24 protein-coding genes are annotated in these 20,921 nt (G+C 63.6%); 12 read left to right on the top strand and 12 right to left on the bottom strand.

Annotated elements, in window-relative coordinates; all coding sequences use genetic code 11:
- Positions 1-225: 225 nt before the first annotated feature.
- Positions 226-993, top strand: a complete 768-nt coding sequence (locus tag AC1DSF_RS22545; RefSeq protein ID WP_478127785.1) for a hypothetical protein — start codon at positions 226-228, stop codon at positions 991-993.
- A 15-nt stretch (positions 994-1,008) separates the two neighbouring features.
- On the opposite strand, the gene AC1DSF_RS22550 is transcribed toward AC1DSF_RS22545, so the two are convergent.
- Entirely contained in the window at positions 1,009-1,572 is a 564-nt protein-coding gene (locus tag AC1DSF_RS22550) for a GAF domain-containing protein (protein ID WP_478127784.1), read from the bottom strand.
- 291 nt (positions 1,573-1,863) lie between these two features.
- Between AC1DSF_RS22550 and AC1DSF_RS22555 the strand changes: the two genes are divergently transcribed.
- Positions 1,864-2,406: a hypothetical protein gene (locus AC1DSF_RS22555; protein ID WP_478127783.1), complete on the top strand. Its 543-nt coding sequence runs from the start codon at positions 1,864-1,866 to the stop codon at positions 2,404-2,406.
- Between the two features lie 2 nt (positions 2,407-2,408).
- On the opposite strand, the gene AC1DSF_RS22560 is transcribed toward AC1DSF_RS22555, so the two are convergent.
- Positions 2,409-3,569: a hypothetical protein gene (locus tag AC1DSF_RS22560; protein ID WP_478127782.1), complete on the bottom strand. Its 1,161-nt coding sequence runs from the start codon at positions 3,567-3,569 to the stop codon at positions 2,409-2,411.
- 172 nt (positions 3,570-3,741) lie between these two features.
- Between AC1DSF_RS22560 and AC1DSF_RS22565 the strand changes: the two genes are divergently transcribed.
- The 4 genes from AC1DSF_RS22565 to AC1DSF_RS22580 all read left to right on the top strand — a co-directional run bounded on the left by AC1DSF_RS22565 (position 3,742) and on the right by AC1DSF_RS22580 (position 7,233).
- Positions 3,742-5,178, top strand: a complete 1,437-nt coding sequence (locus AC1DSF_RS22565) for a cytochrome ubiquinol oxidase subunit I (protein ID WP_478127781.1) — start codon at positions 3,742-3,744, stop codon at positions 5,176-5,178.
- On the top strand, positions 5,178-6,185 hold the full coding sequence (cydB, locus tag AC1DSF_RS22570) for a cytochrome d ubiquinol oxidase subunit II (protein WP_478127780.1): 1,008 nt from the start codon (positions 5,178-5,180) through the stop codon (positions 6,183-6,185). The genes AC1DSF_RS22565 and cydB overlap by 1 nt, the downstream gene beginning before the upstream one ends.
- Positions 6,172-6,321, top strand: coding sequence for a DUF2474 family protein (locus AC1DSF_RS22575; protein WP_478127779.1), 150 nt, complete (start codon positions 6,172-6,174; stop codon positions 6,319-6,321). The genes cydB and AC1DSF_RS22575 overlap by 14 nt, the downstream gene beginning before the upstream one ends.
- A 144-nt stretch (positions 6,322-6,465) precedes the next feature.
- Positions 6,466-7,233: a hypothetical protein gene (locus AC1DSF_RS22580; protein ID WP_478127778.1), complete on the top strand. Its 768-nt coding sequence runs from the start codon at positions 6,466-6,468 to the stop codon at positions 7,231-7,233.
- Here the strand turns inward: AC1DSF_RS22580 and AC1DSF_RS22585 are convergent.
- Positions 7,193-8,758 (bottom strand): methyl-accepting chemotaxis protein, encoded by a 1,566-nt coding sequence (locus AC1DSF_RS22585; RefSeq protein WP_478183470.1) that lies wholly within the window; start codon positions 8,756-8,758, stop codon positions 7,193-7,195. The genes AC1DSF_RS22580 and AC1DSF_RS22585 overlap by 41 nt on opposite strands.
- A 224-nt stretch (positions 8,759-8,982) precedes the next feature.
- On the opposite strand from AC1DSF_RS22585, the gene AC1DSF_RS22590 reads away from it, so the two are divergent.
- The gene (locus tag AC1DSF_RS22590) at positions 8,983-10,008 is read left to right on the top strand and encodes a tyrosine-type recombinase/integrase (protein WP_478146368.1); all 1,026 of its coding nucleotides are present in this window, start codon (positions 8,983-8,985) and stop codon (positions 10,006-10,008) included.
- A gap of 45 nt (positions 10,009-10,053) precedes the next feature.
- Here AC1DSF_RS22590 and AC1DSF_RS22595 read toward each other — a convergent pair whose 3' ends face one another.
- On the bottom strand, positions 10,054-10,692 hold the full coding sequence (locus AC1DSF_RS22595) for a class I SAM-dependent methyltransferase (protein ID WP_478128803.1): 639 nt from the start codon (positions 10,690-10,692) through the stop codon (positions 10,054-10,056).
- A 268-nt stretch (positions 10,693-10,960) separates the two neighbouring features.
- Here AC1DSF_RS22595 and AC1DSF_RS22600 point away from each other — a divergent pair, with 268 nt between their 5' ends.
- Positions 10,961-11,362: a hypothetical protein gene (locus AC1DSF_RS22600; protein ID WP_478128802.1), complete on the top strand. Its 402-nt coding sequence runs from the start codon at positions 10,961-10,963 to the stop codon at positions 11,360-11,362.
- A 12-nt stretch (positions 11,363-11,374) separates the two neighbouring features.
- Here the strand turns inward: AC1DSF_RS22600 and AC1DSF_RS22605 are convergent, their stop codons facing one another.
- A complete protein-coding gene (locus AC1DSF_RS22605; RefSeq protein ID WP_478128801.1) occupies positions 11,375-11,578 on the bottom strand; it encodes a hypothetical protein in 204 nt (67 codons plus the stop codon).
- Positions 11,579-11,758: 180 nt separating this feature from the next.
- On the opposite strand from AC1DSF_RS22605, the gene AC1DSF_RS22610 reads away from it, so the two are divergent.
- Positions 11,759-12,688, top strand: coding sequence for a cation diffusion facilitator family transporter (locus AC1DSF_RS22610; protein ID WP_478128800.1), 930 nt, complete (start codon positions 11,759-11,761; stop codon positions 12,686-12,688).
- Here AC1DSF_RS22610 and AC1DSF_RS22615 read toward each other — a convergent pair.
- From AC1DSF_RS22615 to AC1DSF_RS22645, 7 genes are all read right to left on the bottom strand, one after another.
- Positions 12,685-13,704 (bottom strand): ABC transporter permease, encoded by a 1,020-nt coding sequence (locus AC1DSF_RS22615; RefSeq protein ID WP_478128799.1) that lies wholly within the window; start codon positions 13,702-13,704, stop codon positions 12,685-12,687. The two genes, AC1DSF_RS22610 and AC1DSF_RS22615, sit on opposite strands and share 4 nt — an antisense overlap.
- The gene (locus tag AC1DSF_RS22620; RefSeq protein ID WP_478146364.1) at positions 13,704-14,699 is read right to left on the bottom strand and encodes an ABC transporter permease; all 996 of its coding nucleotides are present in this window, start codon (positions 14,697-14,699) and stop codon (positions 13,704-13,706) included. The genes AC1DSF_RS22615 and AC1DSF_RS22620 overlap by 1 nt, the downstream gene beginning before the upstream one ends.
- Positions 14,692-16,176, bottom strand: coding sequence for a sugar ABC transporter ATP-binding protein (locus tag AC1DSF_RS22625; protein WP_478183471.1), 1,485 nt, complete (start codon positions 16,174-16,176; stop codon positions 14,692-14,694). Before AC1DSF_RS22625 ends, AC1DSF_RS22620 begins: the two co-directional genes overlap by 8 nt.
- A 3-nt stretch (positions 16,177-16,179) precedes the next feature.
- A complete protein-coding gene (locus tag AC1DSF_RS22630; RefSeq protein WP_478128796.1) occupies positions 16,180-17,181 on the bottom strand; it encodes a substrate-binding domain-containing protein in 1,002 nt (333 codons plus the stop codon).
- 139 nt (positions 17,182-17,320) lie between these two features.
- Entirely contained in the window at positions 17,321-18,352 is a 1,032-nt protein-coding gene (locus AC1DSF_RS22635; RefSeq protein ID WP_478128795.1) for an aldo/keto reductase, read from the bottom strand.
- Positions 18,353-18,450: 98 nt separating this feature from the next.
- Positions 18,451-18,816, bottom strand: coding sequence for a hypothetical protein (locus AC1DSF_RS22640; RefSeq protein ID WP_478128794.1), 366 nt, complete (start codon positions 18,814-18,816; stop codon positions 18,451-18,453).
- A gap of 200 nt (positions 18,817-19,016) precedes the next feature.
- Positions 19,017-19,181: a hypothetical protein gene (locus tag AC1DSF_RS22645; RefSeq protein WP_478128793.1), complete on the bottom strand. Its 165-nt coding sequence runs from the start codon at positions 19,179-19,181 to the stop codon at positions 19,017-19,019.
- A 221-nt stretch (positions 19,182-19,402) separates the two neighbouring features.
- Here AC1DSF_RS22645 and AC1DSF_RS22650 point away from each other — a divergent pair, with 221 nt between their 5' ends.
- The 3 genes from AC1DSF_RS22650 to AC1DSF_RS22660 are packed head-to-tail and all read left to right on the top strand — an operon-like array spanning position 19,403 to position 20,833.
- A complete protein-coding gene (locus AC1DSF_RS22650) occupies positions 19,403-19,765 on the top strand; it encodes an ArsR/SmtB family transcription factor (RefSeq protein ID WP_478128792.1) in 363 nt (120 codons plus the stop codon).
- Complete coding sequence (locus AC1DSF_RS22655; RefSeq protein ID WP_478128791.1) at positions 19,737-20,231, top strand: SRPBCC family protein; 495 nt, start codon at positions 19,737-19,739, stop codon at positions 20,229-20,231. The genes AC1DSF_RS22650 and AC1DSF_RS22655 overlap by 29 nt, the downstream gene beginning before the upstream one ends.
- A complete protein-coding gene (locus tag AC1DSF_RS22660) occupies positions 20,228-20,833 on the top strand; it encodes a glutathione S-transferase family protein (protein ID WP_478183472.1) in 606 nt (201 codons plus the stop codon). The genes AC1DSF_RS22655 and AC1DSF_RS22660 overlap by 4 nt, the downstream gene beginning before the upstream one ends.
- The last annotated feature ends 88 nt before the right edge of the window (positions 20,834-20,921 follow it).

A 20,921-nucleotide genomic window follows, 5' to 3' on the forward strand; every position in this document is an offset into this window, starting at 1 on the left:
TTGATCCAACGCGCCGCCGCGCTGCGAGGGCTGGGGCTCGCAGGTACTTTGTCACAGAGCGGTCGCACGCGAGGGGGTTTTCGCGGGCTACCTACCAGAATTGCTAGTTATCGGGTTGCGGCTGCTCGCCTCAAATCGAGGCATGAAACTGCCTGTGACTCGCTGCGTGAGCCCGCGACAAGCGAAGCTCGCCGCATCGCCTGGTCGCCGCATGGGGCGCCGGCCATGACGTCGCTTCTGAGCCGTGCGGAAATACGCGTGCATCTCGCGCCGCGTACCCTGATCGCTTGCGAGGTGGCGCGCCTCTGGCTCAGGCCGCTGATCACGCGCAAAGCTCACTTCGATTTCGCCGATGGCGACCGGGGCGCCGCCATGGAGGCCCTGGCTTCCTGGATCGGGCAGGGCCCGGCGGGCCGGGCACTGACTTGGATCATCGGAGCGGGCGAGACGCAGTACTTCGTGCTGCCCTGGTCCCCCGCATTGATCGATCGGGGCCTGCGCGATGCCTATGCCCGCGCACGCTTCGAGCAATTGTTCGATCAGGACGCGAGCTCTTCAGCCTTCTATTTTTCAGCGCCTTCGGACGACAACGGGCAGCTCGTCTCCTGCGTGCCGCTCGAATTGCCGAAAGAACTCGCGGCCTTCGCACGTCGCACGGGATGCGAGCTCGCCGGCATCAAGCCGTCCGTTCCGATGGTCTGGGATCAGTTTCGCGACGTGCTGGAGACCGAGCGGGGCACGCTTTGTGTCGTCGACGGCGACCGGCAGGCCATCGTCCGCCACGACAGAAAGCGCATCAAGGACATCACCGTGAGGCCTTCCTCGAAGCCCGCGGTTGCGACGTCGAAGCGCGAAGGCGTTTTCAGGCGCTTCTCGAACAATCCATCCATTGCGCCGCCGCCATCGACCGCCGATCTCCGGCTTCCCGGCCAACCGGGGTTCGTGGCGGCCCAAGACGCCGCTTATGCATTTGCCCTTTGTGGGGCGATCTGAGGCGCCGGCAGCCTCTCAGTTCACTGAATCGCGCTCGAATGTGCGATCGACATCGTGGCCTTCGGCTTGCGCCAGCAGGCGCGCTGCCGCACCCGCTGCCATTTCAAGCCGTCGCACATCGCGCTCGTCCAGGTGATCGCAGGCGGTAAAGCTGAAGCCGCAGAGAACGCCGTAGAGGCTGCCGTCTGAAAACCTGACCGGCACGCCGATATGTCCGCCCAATACGTCGTAGTGCTCCGGCAATCCGTAACGCGCGCGCTCCTGCCGCGCGCTCTTCAATAGCCGGGGCATTCGCCCATCGACGATGCGCTGGCAAATGGTCTTGTCCAGCGCGTGCGACTGCCCGATCTGGATGACCGGGGCCGGCGCTTTCGCCGAAACGTGACGGAACACGCGCTCGCCGCCAACGAATTCGCCGACGAAAACCACTTCCAGGTTGAGCTGCTCGCGCACCACGCGAAGCAGCGCGCTCATCGAGCGTTCCAGGTGCTCGAGACCACGTAAATCGGCCTCGGCCGTCAGCACGGCGAGTTGGCCACCCCAGCGCCCCAGGTCGCCGTCTTGTAAATTCGTTTCCATCAATAACTACTCTCCGTGCGGTCATCCTAAGTCAGCTGCGCAGAGCCAATGTGTGGAAAAGGACTTGAATCAGATGGAAATTGACATTGGGCGAAAGCCTGCAATGGGCAAACTAGTTCTATTGAATTCACTTTCCATTCGCCGTCCCTTCAATTCGACCGGAAGGAGCGCGGGCAGATCCGGCTAAGCTCAGCGCATGGTCATCACCATGAACTCGCTGGAAACCGCGATCCGCGGATCAATCAGGACCCATGCCAACGGCAAGGGACGCAGACTCGGACTGCGCGTCGAATGACGGCGGTGGGACTGCGCCTCACCGGCCCGGGCGGCTGCCAATACGATCTTGGCGACCCCATCCATGTTTTCGACGGGCAGACGCTGATCGGACGTGTTCAGTCCGTGAGGCTCAGTCCGGACGGAGCGGAGGTGTTGATCGAGAACTTCATCACCGTCGATTTCCAGGGCTTTCGGATCGGTGCCCTCCCCAAGCTGGTGTTGGCCGAGGTGGTCAGCTTCATCGCTGATCTGCGCCCGTCGATTCATACGATCGGCATCGAGCTCAGTCGCGAGATCGCCGACTTCGATGGCCGCGAGGCTTTGCTGGCCAAGGCGCGGTCCGAGATTCTGCAGAGCATTGGCGCCCAGGACATCCGGGTAACGCCCAAGGCGGCGCATTTCGTGGTCACCGGCATCTGGCGCTACGACAGTGCAAGCGTCGCCGCTCTGGCAGCCGCCTTGCAGGTGCAGCGCGATGCCTACCGTGCGGGCAAGAGTGCGATGCCCGCCCCGCTGAGGACGCGCTTGGGCAAACTGCTGCGCAAGAAGACTTCCTGACTTCAGAAGGGCATCAGTTTCTTGATTTCGTCGGCGACCTGGACAACCGGCACCTGCGTCAGCGCGACGCAAATCAGCGGTATGAGCGCAGCCATGACGATCGGGATCACGCTTTCCAGATTGACCGGCACAGGCAGCATTCGCCTGATGAGGTCGTAGCCCGCCGCGAAATCCGCCAGCGAGGATGGGTCCGGAGACCCAAGCAACTCCTCGGCCGGCTCCTCGCCGGAGATCCATTTCGCATCGAACGAGAGGTTGTGCTTGCTCGCCAATGAGCCGTAGTGCGCAAGTCCCTGGTGCTTGAGCGCAACCAGTTGCGGCATGAACACCGCCAGTGGAACGATAAAGGCAAGCGCGAAGAGCACGATCATCCCAAGGAGCGCGAACTTGAATCCCATCAAGCTGGCGCCGCCATACACCACCGCCTTGAGCACGGTCGCCGACACGACGGTGCTTTCCGCGAACACGAACAGCACATAGGTTCTTGGGTACTGTCCCACGAAGGCGAGGCCGCCGCAGCGATCCGGGTGGGTGGCGACGAGGCGCAGTCCGCAACGGGAGATATCGAAGAGCATGATCCCCCAGGTGACGAAGCGCCATAGCCAGCGGCCGAAGAGAAACCAGTACAGAGGCAGCGAGACAAGGGCCACCCACCAGCCGGCAAGGGTGAGTTGGAGGGAGCCGTCGACCATGCGTCCATGCCAGGCGCCCTGATCGGTCGTCATGGGCGCGTTCAGGAGCCAGAGGTATGCCAAGGCGTACGCCAACACCAGGATGGCTGCTTCGGCAAGGGACGAGCCGGTGCGTCGGCCCATGTTCGCCTTGGCCCTCGCCATGCAGATGCGGGACGCTTCAGTCACGATCCCGCGCGCCTCGAACTCGTTGACGAGGCGGGCCATGCGCGTGTCCGATGACTGCTCCATCACGACGAAGCAAACGATCGCGATCGCCAAGGCGTAGGTGCTGTAGTCGAGCAGGATCGCCCGCTCGTGGTGGGGACCGATCGCGAGCCCCTGGGTTGCTGCAAGGACCACGGCCGGTATCCAGGCCACCGCTACGAACAGCATCGCGCGGCGACGCACACTGAGGTCGGTTTCGCTGAGAAGGCCAAGCCTGCGCTGCAGTCGATAGAAGGGTCCGTGCCTGTTGAACGAGATCGGCATGGGCTGCGAATCCTATGAGGTGTTTTGCTGTCCTCCCGTGGCGCGTCACATCCTAGCGGGAACGGCAAACGGTGTCGCGGACAACTTGTCCTATTCCCAATGGGCTCGCCCTCATGTTCAATAGCACTTCTCGCAGAACCGCTGCAGCAGCCTTCCATGGAGATGCCAAGAGATGGATTCACTCACGCTCGCCCGCATCCAATTCGGCTTCACGATCTCGTTTCACATCATCTTTCCGGCGCTCACCATCGGCCTGGCAAGCTATCTGGCCGTGCTGGAGGCGCTGTGGCTTCGCACTCACCGCAAGGTCTACATCGATCTCTATCAGTTCTGGATCAAGGTGTTCTCGGTGGCCTTCGGCATGGGGGTGGTGTCGGGCCTGGTGATGGCCTACCAGTTCGGCACCAACTGGAGCAACTTCTCCCGCTTCGCGGGTGGCGTGACCGGGCCTCTCCTCACTTACGAGGTACTCACCGCTTTCTTCCTCGAGGCAGGCTTTCTCGGCGTGATGCTGTTCGGGCGCGACCGGGTCGGGCCCGGCCTGCACTTCATCGCGACGCTCGCCGTGGCCGTCGGCACGCTGGTGTCGGCGACCTGGATCCTCGCATCCAACAGTTGGATGCAGACGCCGCAGGGCCACGAGATCATCGACGGCCGGGTGGTGCCGGTCGATTGGGTTAAGGTGATCCTCAACCCGTCTTTTCCTTATCGCCTCGCGCACACCGTGGTCGCCTCCTACATCGCCACCGCGCTGATGGTGGGCGGCGCGGCCGCATGGCACTTGCTGCGGGGGCGCGACAACAGCGGTGTTCGCACGATGTTTTCAATGGCGCTCTGGATGCTGCTCGTGGCTGCACCGATCCAGGCGCTCATCGGCGATCAGCACGGCCTCAACACGATGGAGCACCAGCCGGCCAAGCTGGCCGCGATCGAAGGCCACTGGGAGCGCACGCCGGAGGGCGAAGGCGTTCCGCTGCTGCTGTTCGGCTGGCCCGACATGGAAGCCGAAGTGACTCGCTTCGCGATCGAGATTCCGCGCGCGGGCAGCCTGCTTCTTGCCCATAGCTGGGACGGGCAGATTCCCGCGCTGAAAGACTTCGCCAGGGAAGACCGGCCGAACTCGACGATTGTGTTCTGGACCTTTCGCGCGATGGTCGGAATGGGCTTGCTGATGATCGCGCTGGCGCTCTGGGGACTTTGGTTGCGCCGCGGACAGCGGTTGTTCAGTCATCGCTGGTTCCTGCGTTTCGCCCTCGCCCTTTCGCCCGCGGGCCTGGCGGCGATCCTGGCGGGCTGGTACACGACCGAAATCGGACGGCAACCCTGGATCGTCTACGGACTCATGCGCACTGCCGAGGCGGCTTCGCCACAGCATTCGGCTTCGCAGGTGGGTTTCACGCTCGCACTGTTCGTGCTGGTGTATTTCGTCGTGTTCGGCGCGGGCACTGCCTACGGACTGCGCCTGATTGCAAAGGGGCCATCGACCAACGAAGGCGACCTGCCGGCACACGGCGGGCCCGGAGAGTCGCGCCAACCGATGCGCCCGCTCTCGGCCGCGTCCGATGGCATCGATGAACAAGGCGATCTCGCCGCACCGGAGGCCGTGTAATGGGTATTGACCTTCCCCTCATCTGGGCCGTGATCATCCTGTTCGGCATCATGATGTATGTCGTGATGGATGGGTTCGATCTCGGCATCGGCATCCTCTTTCCGTTCTTTCCCGCCAAGGCGGACCGCGACGTCATGATGAACACCGTCGCACCTGTGTGGGACGGCAACGAGACCTGGCTGGTGCTGGGCGGTGCCGGTTTGCTGGCTGCATTTCCGCTGGCGTATGCGGTCATCCTCAGCGCCTTCTACCTGCCGCTCATCCTGATGCTGGTGGGGCTCGTGTTCCGCGGCGTGGCCTTCGAGTTTCGCTTCAAGGCACGTGCCGGCAAGCGTCGCTGGTGGGATGCGGCCTTTATCGGCGGCTCGATCACTGCCACCTTCTTTCAAGGCGTGACCCTGGGCGCCTTCCTCAATGGCTTGAAGGTCGTGGACGGCAACTTCGCCGGCGGGCCTTTCGATTGGGTGACCCCGTTCGCGATCTTCACGGGGCTGGCGCTGGTGGCGGCCTATGCATTGCTGGGCGCGACCTGGCTGCTGATGAAGACCGAGGGCGAGCTGCACGACCGCATGCGCAAGCTCTCACGGCCGCTGGTGTGGGTGATGCTCGGCGTCATCGGCGCGCTGAGCGTGTGGACGCCCTTGGCGCATGCCGCAATCGCAGCGCGCTGGTTCACGCTGCCCAACCTGCTCTACTTCGCGCCGGTGCCCCTGCTGGTTTGCTTGGTCGTGTGGCGGCTGCTGCAGGACCTGCGGGGTGACGCGCATGCGTCGCCCTTCGTGCTCACGCTGGCATTGCTCTTCCTCGGATACAGCGGACTGGGCATCAGCCTTTGGCCCAACGTGATCCCGCCGGACATCTCGATCTGGCAAGCCTCCGGTCCGCCTCAAAGTCTGGGCTTCGCCCTGGTCGGGGCGCTGATGATCATCCCGATCATCCTGATGTACACGGCGTGGAGCTACTGGGTGTTCCGCGGCAAGGTGCGGCATGGCGATGGCTACCACTGAGGCCCGGCGCGGCTGGCAGCTTTGGCTGCGGAGGCTCGGATGGTTGGCAGCCCTGTGGGCGGTGAGCGTCGGCACGCTCTTCCTGCTGGCATTGCTCGTGCGTTTCCTCCTGGGCTCGGTCGGCCTCACGCGCTGAGATCGCAGCCAGCATTTGCTTCTTCGTTTCGTGAAGTAGTCTCCATTGCTGAGTGGCGCTTTCTAGACGGTTCGCCGCCAGGGCTTCGCTCATGAGATTATTTTTCCTTCACGTCACCCTGATCCTTTGAAGCGAGGTTGCTCAATGACGACCACCGCAACGCGAACACTCCACCCCATCATCCGCGACCGAGCGGGCGAGGTCGAACCCATCCCGGCGGCACTGGCGGCGATCACCGGTCAGGCGTTGACGGTGGTGGACCGCATGCTGAGGCAGTGCATGGCCGACCTGAAGGGACTCTCAGGCGTCAACGGCGGGGTTTCTCCCGAAGACGCATGCCACGCGGCGTTCTTTCGGTTCGGCTATGACCCGCATCGGCTGTATGCCGACGTGCGCCGCCGGCCAGCCATGGGCGAGCTGCTCCGCGCCTATGCCCGAACGCCGGGCCCGACGGAACGGCTTTTCGCGATCTGCGATGGCGGTGCGTTCGCATTCCTGGGCAGCCAGGCCGCGGCGTGGACAAGAAGCGCACCGGCCGACCTCGGCACGCTGGTTCGCGACGGAATGCTGGACATGCAAGCGTCGGTTCGGTTTGCCTTCACCGTGACTCGCCAGCGAGTGGTCGCCCTTGCCCCGCCGGACCACAAGTTCCTTGAATCCGTGGCGGTGCCGGCGTTCGCGTTGGCCGATGCCTACAACATCGAAGTGAGGCCGATGGGTTGGCCCTACTGGAACCTCTCCTTCCCGGGAGAGATGACGGACGGTGCGCCGGAGTCCGGTGCGACCCTGGTGTGCGGCGAACACGAACTGCTCAGCGTGATCAACGATCGTGTGCGCCAGCTCGAACGGGCTGACGAGACCGCCGAGGCGCTCATCGCCCAGCTGCGGCGGCGCTGCCAGCGCCGAGCTTGAACACGCTCACAGCTTGCGACAAGCTGGCCGCCTGATCCTGCAGCGAGCCTGCCGCAGCGGCGGCCTCTTCGACCAGCGCCGCGTTCTGCTGCGTGACCTGGTCCATCTGCGTGATCGCCTGGTTGATCTGCTCGATGCCTGACGTCTGCTCCTGGCTCGCGGCAGTGATCTCGCCCATGATGTCCGTCACGCGCTTGACGCTGTCGACGATCTCTTCCATGGTCTTTCCGGCTTCGGCCACCTGCTTGCTGCCTTCCTCGACTTTTTCTACCGAGTCGCCGATGAGCGTCTTGATTTCCTTGGCTGCTGCGGCTGAGCGTTGGGCCAGGCTGCGCACTTCGGAGGCCACGACGGCGAAGCCGCGGCCCTGCTCGCCAGCGCGGGCGGCTTCGACTGCTGCGTTCAATGCAAGGATGTTCGTCTGGAATGCAATGCCGTCGATCACGCCGATGATGTCCACGATCTTGCGCGACGATGCATTGATGGAGCCCATCGTGTCGACCACCTGCGAGACGACACTGCCGCCCTTGACCGCTACTTCGGAAGCGGACACCGCAAGCTGATTGGCTTGGCGCGCGTTGTCGGCGTTCTGCTTGACGGTCGAGGTGAGCTCTTCCATCGAAGCGGCGGTCTGCTCCAGCGAGCTCGCCTGCTCTTCGGTGCGCGAGGACAAGTCCTGATTGCCCGTGGCGATCTGGCTCGATGCCGTCGCGATGGTGTCCGTGCCCGTACGCACTTCGGCCACGATCTTTGCGAGATTGCTGCGCATGTGCTCGACTGCATGCATGAGGCTCGATTCGTCGCCTGCGTTGACGCGGATGTCCGCCGCAAGATCACCGTCTGCAATGCGGCGCGCCACTTCGACAGCGGTTGCCGGTTCGCCGCCCAGCTGCCTGAGCATCGCGCGCCGGATGATCCAACCGAGAGCCAGCAGGAGCACCGCCAGCAGGAGTGTGACGAGAGAGAAGTTCACCAGCCGTCCGAGGATGGTGGTGTTCACGGTGTCCACGTAGACGCCCGACCCGACGATCCAGCCCCAGGGCTTGAAGCCCTTGACATACGACACCTTGGGCACCGGCTTCTCGCTGCCAGGCTTGGGCCAGTCGTAGGCCACGAACCCCGCGTCCTTCGCCTTGACCGTGTTCACGAACTCGGTGAAGAGCTTCAACACGGACAAGTCCTTGCGTTGCGAGAGGTCCGAGTTTTCGAGCGCCGGGGTGATCGGATGCATCAGAACCAGCGGCCCCATGTCGTTCACCCAGAAATACTCCTTGTCGTTGTAGCGCAGGCCGCGAAGGGACTGCAACGCCTGCTCCTTGGCCTGTGCTTCGCTCAGCTGGCCTTTCTCCGAGAGGCCGTGGTAGTAGGCAACGAGGCCGTAGGCAGTCTCGACGGTCTGGCGGACGCTGGCCTGCCGCTCTTCCATGATGAGCTTCTGCTCGGAATGAAGAAACAACCCTGTCAGGGCGATGACGCCGACGATGGCGCCGCAGACGAGCATGCCAAGCATTCGCGCAATGCTCATGGATGGGGAGTTCGGCGACTCTGGCATGAAATGCTCTTTGGGTGAATTGATCGGGTTGTCTCGTCCGTTGTTATCGGCAGTCGCCAGTGGGTGTTGAAGGGCTGAGTGGTGCCGAACGCCGTACTTTCTGTAATACGCTAACGGACTTCCGATCAAGTCCAAACCGCAAAATCCCAAATACGCCATCTAGAATCAACCCAACATCAAAGGCCGTTAGCGTATTCATGACGCCGATTTCTCTCTTCGACGAAGCACCCGCTGAAACCCATCGCCTCGCATTCGAGCGATGGCTCGATGCGCACCGGGCCTCAGGCTCGATGCGTCGGCCCGCTTCGATTCAGGTCTATCGAGACATGTGGGGCGCGTTCACCGCCTGGTGTCTGGGCCAGTCCCCTGCCGTCACACTGGCCTCGCTCGATCTGCAAGATCTGCAGGCCTTTCAGTCCGCGCGTTTCGGGCGCAAGAGTTCGGACCTTTCGCTCTCGCCCCGCCATGCACTGAAACTGGTGCGGCTGATCGATCGCGTGCTGCGGCACCATGCCGCCGAGACCGACACGCCGCCGAACACGGCAGCGCACGACTGGCTCGCCGCGCATCCCGAGGTGCGCTATGCCGAGTCGGCACACGCCGATCCATTGCCCGAGTTTCTGTCCGTGGCCGAAGCCCGTCTCCTGATCGCCTTTCTGTCCAACGCCCGGCCGCGGCCGGGCCTTTCGGCAGCGCGGAGGGACAGCCATGCGGCTCTCACCTGGCAAGAACTTCGCAATCGCACCTCGGTGGCGTTGCAGTTGGGCGGCGGACTGACGCCCGGCGACGTGCGCGTGCTGACGCTGGCCTCGCCCATATCGCGCGGAGGGCAGGTCCGGGACCGTCCCTGGAAAGTGGCAGTGCCGGGCGACGGCAATTCGCTGGCGCGGGAGACACCGATCGCGGCCTGGGCGGGTGAACTGCTTCAGCACTGGCTGCACGTTCGTGCGAGTTCGCGCATCGAGGGAGGCTTTCTGTTTCCGTCGACGCGCAGCGGAAAGCCATGGGGCAAGGAGTCCCAGTACAAGTGCGCCAAGGCCGTGCTGGAAGATGCCGGCATCGACAGCCGCGAGGGTGGCTCGTTCCGCCTGCGGCATACCTTTGCGCTGCGGCAACTGCGCCGTGGCTTCGAGCCCGAGGCCGTCGCGCGTTGGCTCGGTGTTGAGCCTGCGGTCATGGACCGCTACCGACGCGTGGTGGCCACTCCCATCGACATCGCCTGAAACGGGCGGCGCCAATGTGGACATGCCCGGGATTCACGCCGGTGGCTATGAGGCACGATTGCGAAGCACGACAAGCCGCGAAAGATCCAGCAGGTTGACCGATTCGACATCCACCAATTCCCAATCGTAGGAGAGCACCTGCTCCTCGAAGCGAAAGTCGGAACGAAACCCCACATGTGCCGCAGCGGAGCGGATGGAGCGTTCGAGCAACCACCAGAACTTGCTTCCGCTGAAGTGATTGAGGATGAAGATGGTGCCGTCGGGCTTGCAGACTCTGCGGATCTCTCGCACCAGTTCGGCCGGATGGGGCGTGACGGACAGCACATAGGGCACCGTGACACAGTCGAAGCTCGCATCGGCAAAACTCATCCGCTCCGCATTCATCTGCGCAATGTGAATGTCGTGATGCTCAAGATGGGCGGCACGCTCGCGTGCACGCGCCAGCATTTGAGGCGACAGATCGATGCCCACGATGCGAGTCTTTGCAGGGTAGCTCGCGAGAGCGAGCCCTGTGCCCACGCCGACTTCCAGCAGCGAAGCCGGCCCGAGTTGACTCACCCGCTCGCCCATGCGCTTGCGCCCTGGTTCCAGCACCTGGCCGAAGAGCAGGTCGTACAGGGGCGCCGCCTGGTTGTAGACGCGCTTGACGCCAGATTCGCAGATCTGCACTTGAGTACGCTTCATCGGCCAACTTGCCGGCGGCGCCGGCTCCTGGCGCGCGTTGCTTGCCGCACGGGCGCGTTGCTGTTGCTCTGCGCGGCCCCTGTCTGTCATAGCGTCCTTTCAGTGGTTCGCAAGAAGCTGTGCCGACACAAAGCCGGGCAGTGTCAGACGCCTCGGATTTCCGATGAGGACGTTGCTCCTCTCTCCGACATGGCGTGTGCTCCGCTTCTCACACCGGGCAGACTCAGCATTGCCAGATTGGGTGGGGTCATCCATAGAAAGGAAAGCCATGGCCACCAGCAGCCTCCTCGGCGGCGAGCATGCTTCGCCCAAGCCCTCAGGCACGGAAATCGATGCGCTCGGCCCCAGCGACAGCAGCGACAGCGGCAGCGACGTCCAGACAGATCGAAACCATTCAGCACTGCCTGACCAGAGTTCCGAAGGCGCCTTGCCGATCGCGCACGAAAGCGATACCGCTGCCTCCGGCACCGGCGAACTGGCATCGGCGGACACGAGCGCGCCGGAAGAAAACGCGGACATCCTGCCTGATCGCGTCGGCTACGTGCCCGGCGATGGCGGGAGCGCAGACGGCATTGCCGACGAAGATGCCGCGCAGCCCGACCAACTCGCGGTGCCCGAAGGCGATCGCTCCGATGAAGACGAAGACGAAGACGACGATGACACCGCGTGACCTCGAGATGACTCAGCGGGTCTCTTCGGCCTCGGGCTTGTCTCCGCTCTCCGGCGCGCGCGATGGGTCGTCCTTGGCGCGCTCCGGGCGGGGTTTGCCTTGGGATTTGTCTGTCAATTTGCCGGTCGTGGACGTCTCCGAGTCCTGCCTCGCGCCGCCCGTGTCTCTCGCTTGATCTGCTTGGCCGCCTTGCGGCTTGCCGCCGGGGACTGTCATCCTTGCTGCTCCTTTAAGACTTTGGAGTGTCAAGGCACAGTCCGGCGCGCCGGACGCGGTGGGCGTAGGAAATCCGCGCATCGCATTACCGGACTGTTCGACGTCGAGCGGTTCCGCCTGCCAAACCGGCAGGCGCCTACATCCCCGGCTTGCGATTCCGGATAGCTTTGCAGCACTCCCATGGCCGAATCCAAACTCGCCGTCTACGGTGCCATTGCGGCGAACGTCGCGATCGCGACCACCAAGTTCATCGTCGCCGGCATCACGGGCAGCTCGGCCATGTTGTCCGAAGGCGTCCACAGTGCCGTCGACACCTTCAACGGCATCCTGCTGCTGGTGGGCCTGCGGCTGAGCAAGCGTCCGGCGACGGACGAGCATCCATTCGGCCACGGAAAGGAGCTGTACTTCTGGAGCCTGATCGTCGCGGTGCTCATCTTCGGACTGGGCGGCGGAGCGTCCTTCTACGAAGGTTTCCAGCACATCGCCCAGCCCGAGCCCATGCGGGATCCCACCTGGAACTACGTCGTACTGGCCGCCGCTGCCCTGTTCGAGGGGTCGAGCTTCGCGATTGCACTCCGGCAATTCAGGAAAGAGGCCGGCGCCCGGCCTTTCTGGCGCGCACTGCATGCGAGCAAGGATCCGACCACCTACACAGTGCTGGCCGAAGATTCCGCGGCGCTTCTGGGTCTCGCGATCGCGGCGGCGGGCGTGTATCTGAGTCATCGACTCGGCATGCCGGAGCTCGACGGTGTGGCATCGCTCCTCATCGGGCTCCTGCTGGCGGGCGTCGCGGTGCTGCTGGTCCGCGAATCGCGCGGGCTCTTGATCGGCGAAGGTGTGCGCCCGGAGACCGCACGAGCCATTCGCGCCATGGCACGCGAGCAGCCCGGCGTGCATGCGGTCGGGCGCGTCCTGTCGATGTATCTGGGGCCGAGCGAGGTGCTGGCGGTGATCGATCTCGACTTCGATGACGGCACCTCGACCGAGGAGGCCGGCGATGCCATTGCCGCGATCGAAGCTCGCGTGCGGTCGCGCTATCCGATGATCAAGCGCCTCTTCATCGAGGCAGGCGCTGCCGCTTCAAGCGAATCGGCGCCTGCCGTTCACTAGGGCGTGGTGCGCATGACGGCCGTGGATTCGCGCGGGCTGGAGGCCTGGAGCCGCTCCAGCAGCACCCCGAGCGCCGTCACCCCGATGATCAGCGTTCCCCAAATGGCCAGGGTCAGGAAGGGGCTGAAGTCGAGCAGGTTGAAGGCAGACGAAATCACCTGCAGGATGATCAGGGCCATGATCAGCCCGCCCACCTTGCCGAAGCCGCCGAACGGGTCGACGCCCCCCAGAACGGCCGCCAGGATGGTCACCAGCAGATAGCTCTCGCCGTAGCTCGCGTTGGCCGAGTTGAAGCGAGCCATCATGACCAGCGCCGCCACCATCGCGAGAAGGCTCGACAGTACGTACACGCCCAGCAGAACACGCCGCGTATCCACGCCCGAATAGCGTGTGGCCTTCTCACTCGATCCGATCATGTAGAGCTTGAGGCCGAACGGGCTCTTGCCGAGCATGACCGCCATCGGCACGCACAGCGCCAGAAAAATGAGGAGCGCCACCGGCACACCCAGCAGCGTTCCGTTGCCGAGGAACACGATCGACTCCGGGAAGCCCGAGATCACGTTGCCGCGAGTGAGGCCGATCGACAGGCCCTTGCACATCGTCATCGTGCCGAGCGTGGCGAGGATGGGCGACACCCCCAGCCACGCAATGATGAAGCCGTTGATGAGGCCAACCAGAAGCGCCACGCCAAGGCCGGCAAGGACGGCGATGACCTGCCATGCGACCACCATGGAGCCTTGCGCGCCGGGCACGTGCGTGGTCAGCACCCAAGCCATCGCGAGTGCGCACAGGTTGGCGCAGGCGATGATCGACAGATTGAGTCCGCCCGAGAGCAGGGTGACCATCATCGCCAGCGACAGGATGCCCAGCTCGGGCAGCTGGAAGGCCATCGACTGCAGCGCGCCCACACTGAAGAAGCGGTCGCCCAGCAGCAGGCCGAACAGCGCGAGCAGCGCCACCAGCACCAGCGAAAGCATCGGCACGGTGCCCCCGTGCAGGAAGCGTCGGAAGCTCATCAATTGATCGCCTTTGCCGCGCGGCGCCGGCGCTCCGACCAGGCGGTCATCGAGACCGCCACCAGGATCGTCAATCCCACGAACCATTGGTTCCAGTAAGACGACACACCGATGAGCACCAGCCCGTTTTGCAGAATCGCCAGCAGCGCCACGCCCAGCATCGCACCCCAGACAGTGCCCACGCCACCCGTGAGGCTGGCCCCGCCCAGCACCACCGCCGCCAGCACGTCCAGTTCCTTGCCGACCAGCACCGTTGGCGTGACCGACTGCGCGAGTTGCGCCTGCACGAGCGACGCAACGCCGGCGACGAAGCCAAGATAGCCATACACCAGCAGGTTGAGCCGGAACATGTGAAAACCGAGCCGTTGCGCCGCTTCCTTGTTGCCGCCCATGGCGTAGATCTGTCGACCGATGTTGGTCCGGTTGAGCAGCAGCCATGCGGCCGCGAAAGACAGCACCAGCACGATGATCTGCAGGTTCAGCGCATAGGGCACGCCGCCTGCGTCTTCCTGCTCGAACCACCAGATGCCGTCGCGGAAGAACTTGGGGAGCGAAGTGATGTACTTCCCGCCGGTGGTGAAGATCAAGAGGCCATAGAAGATGTTGAGCGTCGCGATCGACACGATGATCGACGAGATGCGCAGCTTCGTGATGAACACTGCATTGATGAGCCCGCACATCAGCCCGACCGCCGCTGCAATGGCGAACAGTGGCACCCAGCCGAGCCCATGCTTGATGCCGAGTGTCAGCGCTACGTATTGCGCCACCGATGCTGTCGCGGTGAACGAGATGTCGATGCCGCCCGACACCAGCACGACGAGCAGTCCCGAAGCCAGGATGCCGACGAAGGCATTGGAGGTGAGCAGGTCGTACGCGTTCTGCATCGTGAGAAAGCTGCTTGTCGCCAACGAGAGCACGAGCGACAGGACCAGGATCACCGCCAGCAGCCAGAACTCGTGGCTGCGAACAAAGCGCCTCGCGAAGCCGCTATGCATCGACCACCGCCTGCAACTGTGCCTCGGACGCCTCACCCGGCACGCATTCGCCCGCCATGCGTCCGCGGCGCATCACGAGCACGCGATGTGCGTGATAGAACACTTCCGGTATTTCGTCTGATATCAGCAGGATCGCTATGCCCTTCGCGGCCAGTGCGCGCATCACCTCATAGATCCCGTCCTTGGCTGCGATGTCGACGCCGACCGTCGGGCTGTCGAGGATCAGCAGCCTGGGCTGCGTCGCCATCCATTTTGCAAGCACCACACGCTGCTGGTTTCCGCCGGACAGCGTGCGCACCGCGTTGGCCGGATCCGGCGCCTTGATCGAGAGTTCGCGTATCCAGTGCTGCGCCGTGCGCTCGCGCGCAGGCTCCGGCACGAGGCCGATGCCATTGGCCAGCTTGTCGAGCACCGTCAGCAGGATGTTCGAGGCGATGGGCTGCTCCAGCACCAGGCCCAGGTTCAGCCGGTCTTCGGACACATAGGCGATGCCCTCCTCGATGGCTTGCGCGTTGCTCTTGAGCGCAAGCAGCTTGCCTTCCAGCCGGATCTCCCCGGAGGTGGGGCGGTTCATGCCGAAGAGCGAAAGCGCGAACTCGGTACGGCCAGAGCCGAGCAAGCCCGTGAGCCCGACGATCTCGCCAGCGCGAATGTCCAGGCTGATGTCGTCGTACTGCCCGCGGCGCGTGAGATGACGCACCGACAGCACCGTCTTTGCCTGAGGCATCGCCGACACGGAGGTCTGATAGGCAAACGCCTTTCCGGTCATGAGGTGCGCGAGCTTCCTGTCGTCCATCTCGGAGGCCGGGTAGTCGCCGACCTTCGCTCCATCGCGCAGTACCGTCACGCGCTCGGCAATCTTCATCACCTCATCGAGTCGGTGCGAGACAAAGACGATGCAGATCCCATGGCGCTTGAGATCGGCAACGAGGCGCACCAATGCGTCGACCTCGTGCCGCGACAGGGACGCAGTCGGCTCGTCCATGATCACCAGCTTCGCGTCAGCGGCCATCGCACGGCAGATCGCAACCAGCTGCCGGTTGGCAATGGACAAGTCTTCCACGCGAGCATCGGGGTCGAGCGAAGCGCCGATGCGCGCCATCGCCTCCGCGGCAGTGGCACGCAGGCGCTTCCAGTTGACCGTCTGCAACGGCCCCAGGTGAGTGGCGACGGAGATGTTCTCCGCGACGGTCAGGTTCGGAAACAGCGACAGGTCCTGGTAGATCACCTGAATGCCTGACGCCGTCGATTGCACCGGATCGAGATGCAGGTACTCCCGCCCGTCGATGGCGATGCGCCCGCCCGGTTCCGGAGCCAGCACGCCCGCGATGATCTTGATCAGCGTCGACTTGCCCGAACCGTTTTCACCGACCAGGCAGTGCACTTCGCCCGCCGGCAACGTCAGATCGACATTGCGCAGCGCGACGACGCCGCCGAAGTGCTTCGAGATGCCCCGCAGTTCGAGGAAGTTGGCCAAGCCCTAGAGCCCACCGGCGATCAGGCCCGCGATCGTGTCATTGTTGATCCGCATGATCTTGTCGACCTTGATCAGCTTGCCGGGCACGTCGACCGAAGCCTTGCCCAGGCCGGGGATCTCCACGCCGTCGGTGATCGGCTTGCCGTCCACCACCAGGCGGGCGACCGCGACCATTGCATAGCCTGCATCCGTCGGGTTCCAGAGAAAGCCCTCGCGGATGATGCCGTCGGCGATGAGGTCCTTGGCCTGCGAAGGCAGCACCGTGCCGACGATGGCGATCTTCTTTCCAAGCCGCTTCTCGCGCACCGCATTGCCCGCACCGATCGGGCCGTTGGAGCCAAAGCCCAGGATGCCCTTGAGGTTCGGATAGGCCTTGATGACGTCGAGCGTCGTCTTGTAGGAAGAGTCGATCTCGTCCGCGCCCGGAAAGCGATCGGCCGCGAGCTTCATCTTCGGGTAGTTCGCCTTCTGGTAGGCGATCGCCGCGTCGGCCCACTTGTTGTGCAGCGGCGTGGTCAGCGTGCCCACGTACACGACGTACTCACCCGATTCGCCCATGTCCTTGGCGATGCGCTGCATCTGCACTTCGCCGAACTTGACCGAGTCGATGAGCTCCACATTCCAGTCGCGCCCGGCCTGCTCCGGACCTTCGTGCGTGATGACCTTGATGCCGGCCGCCTGCGCGCGCTTGAGCACTGGCTCGCACACCTTCACGTCGAGCGGCACCAGCCCGATCACGGTCACCTTTCGGGCGATCTGGTCTTCGAGCAGCTTGACCTGCTGTGCCGGATCGACATTGGCAGGCCCGACCATGGTGGCGTCGATGTTGAACTCCTTGCCACCCTTCTGGATGCCCTTCTCGACGGCGTTGAACCACGGGATGCCCGCGATCTTGACCACCGTGACCATGGTCGGGTTCGCCGCAAAGGCCATCCTCGCCGTGAGTCCGCTGGTTCCGGCCACGGCCGCGCTTCCCAATACCTTGAGAGTCTTGCGTCTGTTCACTGGATGTCTCCATGTAGTCCCGCTCATGGCAGGTTCTGTTTTCCTCCCAGGTCAAAACAGCAAGCTGAGCGATGCTAGTCCCGCCGCTGCCGGTTGACAACGGGGTCTGTACCGCGAAGACGCAAGCTCGAAGAGGCGCTCAGCCGACGGGCGCAGCCAGATTGAGCAGGCCGGCGGCCTGAAGGTCGCGCCACAGCGCAGGCGGCACCGCCTGGTCGGCATCGGCGGAGTTCGCCAGCGCCTCCTGCGGCGTCACACCGCCGAGCAGCACCGTGACAACGGCGGGATGCGCCATGGCAAAGTGCAGCGCGGCACGGCGCAGCGGCGTGGCGTGCGTGGCGCAGATGGATTCGATCTTGCGCACGCGCGCCATGATCGCGTCCGGCGCGGCCCCATAGTCGAATTTGGCGCCAGGGATGGCACCCGTCGCGAGGATGCCGGAATTGAACACACCCGCCAACATGACGCCGAGGTTCTTCTCGAGCGCGAGCGGCAGGAATTCGTTCAGTGCGTCTTGAACCAGCAGCGAATAGCGCCCTGCCAATATCGCCACGTCGAAGTCCCCGGCCTTCGCGAACTTCACCGACACGTCCGACTCGTTGATGCCGAAGCCGATGGCTGCGACAGTCTTCTCGCTGCGCAGCTTGTCCAGGGCCTTGTAGGCGCCGTCCATCGCCTCCTTGAAGCGCACTGGCGCATCGACTGGACCGTGTGTCCACACGTCGCAATCGTGGATCAACAGGATGTCGAGTCGATCGAGCCCGGTGCGCAGCAAGGATTGTTCGACCGAGCGCATCGTGCCGTCGTAGGAATAGTCGAAGCGCGCGGCATGGGGGTGGCCTCCCGCGAAGCCGGGAGAAAAGACATCGGGGTTCTTCGGTGGCGGCCTGGAGAAGGGATCCATCACGCGGCCGACCTTGGTCGACACGATCACGTCCTCGCGCAGCACGTGGCGCAGACCCGCACCGATGCGCGCTTCGGCGAGCCCGTTGCCATAGTGCGGAGAGGTATCGAACACGCGCACCCCGCTGGCGTAGGCCTGCTCAATGGTGACGATGCAGGTTTTCTCGTCGAGCAGCTCGTACAGGTCGCCCATCGGCGCCGTCCCGAGCCCAAGGGCCGAGAAGGCGAGCTCCGTTCCGTTGCGAGTCGTGAATCGACGTGACTGCATGGCATGTCTCCTCTTTGGGTGCCGGGTAAACAACCTCGGCCCAGAGAATAGCGCCAGACGGTCGGTTTCGACACCCTTCCGTCATGCCATGCGGCGCGTCAGGGGTTCCTTGAAGATGTCGATTTCGCGGGGTCTCGCTTGCCGCGCACATCTTCTTCGTCGCCGACACGGTGCCCCTCGGTGACCGGGCCGTTGTAGACGGAATCGAGGACAGGGCCGCGGTCGGTATCGACACTCGTCACCGCGTCGTGATAGGCGGCTTTGCCGACGTGCTCCATTGACGCATTGCCCGGCTCCTGACTGCTGGCGGATTCGTCGATCTCGTTCGGTTGCTGTGGCACCGGCTTCTGAAGCCCCTGTCCGCTGGCTTGCGACCAGCGGGTTTCGCCAGGGGCAGCGGTTTGCTCGGCCCTGGTCTTCGCACCGTGGGTTTCGGCTTTCGCGGCTGGATCTTTGCTGTTCATGTGTGGTCCTGTTGGGGCGCACGGGCTGAGACAAAGTCGCTCTAAGCCCGGCGAAACCTTCAGGCTGCGCCAACCGCGGCCGGATCCGGTAGGCGCGTATTTACAGCGTCCGTAGGAAATGTCGCGCGACCGCCAAGCAGGAGCGCGCGTCAACCCGAGATGGAGATGGGGAGATGTGCCCTGCAAAGCAGGTCGGCCATTCAGAGCACGGTTTCGCCCCGGATCACATCCGATGACCTGCGCAGCTGCGCGGCCAGAAGGCGTTCGAGGCGTGTGGGTGGCGTACGGTGCACGAGGAGATCGATGCCCCAGCCGACAGCCACCAAAGCGCCAAGTGCTGCAAGAGTGAAGATTGCTGATTCCATAAAGCCGGCTCCGTCGGTGTGCTCGCTGTCGCAGCGCGCACTTTGCCTGCGTCGGATCGCCCGCCGAAGGCATCAATGACACCTTCGGAAGTGACAAATTCACTTTTCGGACCCGGAGGGATTTGATAAGTCCCGATCGTCGAAAGGTATTGACGAAACGCTGCCTCTCGCATAATCTGCAGGTTATATAACATTTTGGTTATTCACAAGACCATCCGGCTATGCAAGAACAGGCACTGAACGCGGCGTTTGCCGCACTGGCGGACCCCACCCGAAGGGCCATCCTTTCGCGGCTCGCCCTGGGCGAAGCGAATGTCACGGAACTTGTCCAACCCTTCGAGCTGAGCCAGCCCGCGATGTCGAGGCATCTCAAGGTCCTGGAGGAGGCGGGACTGATCACGCGAGGCCGGGTGGCGCAGTCGCGTCCGTGCCGCCTCGCTCCCCAAGCGCTCAAGGAGATGGCCGATTGGCTCGACGGATACAGGGAGTTTTGGGCCGAGAGCTTTGACCGGCTCGATGGCTATTTGGACGAACTTCAGCAACTGGAGAATCAGCATGCAACTCACAAGACAAAACACCGTTGACGCGCGGGCCGACAACGAGCTTTCGATCACCCGCACGTTCAAGGCGCCGCGCAGCCTCGTGTTCAAAGCCTGGACCGAGCCCGAGCACTTGGCGCACTGGTCGGGGCCACTGGGTTTCACGACTCCGCACCACGAGATGGACCTGCGCGTCGGAGGGGTGTATCGCGCATGCCTGCGGGCGCCGGACGGCGTGGACCACTGGGTCAAGGGCAGCTATCGCGAAATCACGCCGCCCGAGCGGCTTGTGATGACGCATTGCTGGACCGATGCCGAAGGGCGCCCGACGGGTCCGGAGACCGTCATCACCGTCACCCTGACCGAAAACAACGGCGAGACACTGATGCGCTTTCATCAAGCGCTCTTCGAGACTTCCGCATCTCGCGACGGGCATTCGCAAGGTTGGTCGCAAAGCTTCGATCGACTCGTCGACTACCTCGGCAACGTTGCACCACGAGCGCAGTCATGAAGCTGTACTACAGCGAAACCATGAACCCGCGAAAGGCATGCGCCGCGGCTCGATACCTTGGCTCGCCTGTTGAGTTCGTCCGAGTGGATCTCCAGGCCGGCGAGCACAAGACGCCCGAATTCCTGAGTCTCAATCCAAATGGACGAGTCCCCGTCCTGCAGGATGGGCCAACGACGCTGTGGGAGGCCAACGCCATCATGTGCCGCCTGTCGGACAAGGCGGGCCGGGATTTCTGGCCCCATGACGAGCGGCAAGTCGAAGTGCTTCGATGGTTCAGCTGGGACTCCCAGCATTTCACGCGCCATGCCGGGACTCTTTATTTCGAGAACCTCATCAAACCGGCCATAGGCTTGGGTCCTGCCGATGTTGCCGCAGTCGAAGCAGCCACATCCAACTTTCGTACGGCTGCGGCGGTGCTGGAGTCTCACCTGGCTCGAAACAGCTATCTGGTAGGCGAGACGTTGACGGTCGCGGACTTCGCTGCCGCCGTGACCTTGCCTTATGCCGAGCAGATTCAATTGCCGCTCGGTGAGTTTCCGGCAATCCGAAGGTGGCATGAGCGGTTGAACGAGTTGCCCGCCTGGCGAGAACCCTTTCCCTGAAGCCATCCACTCGCAGCGGGGTGCTTCAGATGGTTTGCTCATTTCGAATCAACGATTCGGTCGTTTGGGAAACCGGGCCGCGACCACA

The organism is Variovorax sp. 01N429 (genome assembly GCF_056399425.1).

Coding starts and splice junctions, on each gene's coding strand:
- AC1DSF_RS22545 (WP_478127785.1), top strand. CDS start 226: ATGACGTCGCTTCTGAGCCGTGCGGAAATACGCGTGCATCTCGCGCCG.
- AC1DSF_RS22550 (WP_478127784.1), bottom strand. CDS start 1,572: ATGGAAACGAATTTACAAGACGGCGACCTGGGGCGCTGGGGTGGCCAA.
- AC1DSF_RS22555 (WP_478127783.1), top strand. CDS start 1,864: ATGACGGCGGTGGGACTGCGCCTCACCGGCCCGGGCGGCTGCCAATAC.
- AC1DSF_RS22560 (WP_478127782.1), bottom strand. CDS start 3,569: ATGCCGATCTCGTTCAACAGGCACGGACCCTTCTATCGACTGCAGCGC.
- AC1DSF_RS22565 (WP_478127781.1), top strand. CDS start 3,742: ATGGATTCACTCACGCTCGCCCGCATCCAATTCGGCTTCACGATCTCG.
- cydB (WP_478127780.1), top strand. CDS start 5,178: ATGGGTATTGACCTTCCCCTCATCTGGGCCGTGATCATCCTGTTCGGC.
- AC1DSF_RS22575 (WP_478127779.1), top strand. CDS start 6,172: ATGGCTACCACTGAGGCCCGGCGCGGCTGGCAGCTTTGGCTGCGGAGG.
- AC1DSF_RS22580 (WP_478127778.1), top strand. CDS start 6,466: ATGACGACCACCGCAACGCGAACACTCCACCCCATCATCCGCGACCGA.
- AC1DSF_RS22585 (WP_478183470.1), bottom strand. CDS start 8,758: ATGAGCATTGCGCGAATGCTTGGCATGCTCGTCTGCGGCGCCATCGTC.
- AC1DSF_RS22590 (WP_478146368.1), top strand. CDS start 8,983: ATGACGCCGATTTCTCTCTTCGACGAAGCACCCGCTGAAACCCATCGC.
- AC1DSF_RS22595 (WP_478128803.1), bottom strand. CDS start 10,692: ATGAAGCGTACTCAAGTGCAGATCTGCGAATCTGGCGTCAAGCGCGTC.
- AC1DSF_RS22600 (WP_478128802.1), top strand. CDS start 10,961: ATGGCCACCAGCAGCCTCCTCGGCGGCGAGCATGCTTCGCCCAAGCCC.
- AC1DSF_RS22605 (WP_478128801.1), bottom strand. CDS start 11,578: ATGACAGTCCCCGGCGGCAAGCCGCAAGGCGGCCAAGCAGATCAAGCG.
- AC1DSF_RS22610 (WP_478128800.1), top strand. CDS start 11,759: ATGGCCGAATCCAAACTCGCCGTCTACGGTGCCATTGCGGCGAACGTC.
- AC1DSF_RS22615 (WP_478128799.1), bottom strand. CDS start 13,704: ATGAGCTTCCGACGCTTCCTGCACGGGGGCACCGTGCCGATGCTTTCG.
- AC1DSF_RS22620 (WP_478146364.1), bottom strand. CDS start 14,699: ATGCATAGCGGCTTCGCGAGGCGCTTTGTTCGCAGCCACGAGTTCTGG.
- AC1DSF_RS22635 (WP_478128795.1), bottom strand. CDS start 18,352: ATGCAGTCACGTCGATTCACGACTCGCAACGGAACGGAGCTCGCCTTC.
- AC1DSF_RS22640 (WP_478128794.1), bottom strand. CDS start 18,816: ATGAACAGCAAAGATCCAGCCGCGAAAGCCGAAACCCACGGTGCGAAG.
- AC1DSF_RS22645 (WP_478128793.1), bottom strand. CDS start 19,181: ATGGAATCAGCAATCTTCACTCTTGCAGCACTTGGCGCTTTGGTGGCT.
- AC1DSF_RS22650 (WP_478128792.1), top strand. CDS start 19,403: ATGCAAGAACAGGCACTGAACGCGGCGTTTGCCGCACTGGCGGACCCC.
- AC1DSF_RS22655 (WP_478128791.1), top strand. CDS start 19,737: ATGCAACTCACAAGACAAAACACCGTTGACGCGCGGGCCGACAACGAG.
- AC1DSF_RS22660 (WP_478183472.1), top strand. CDS start 20,228: ATGAAGCTGTACTACAGCGAAACCATGAACCCGCGAAAGGCATGCGCC.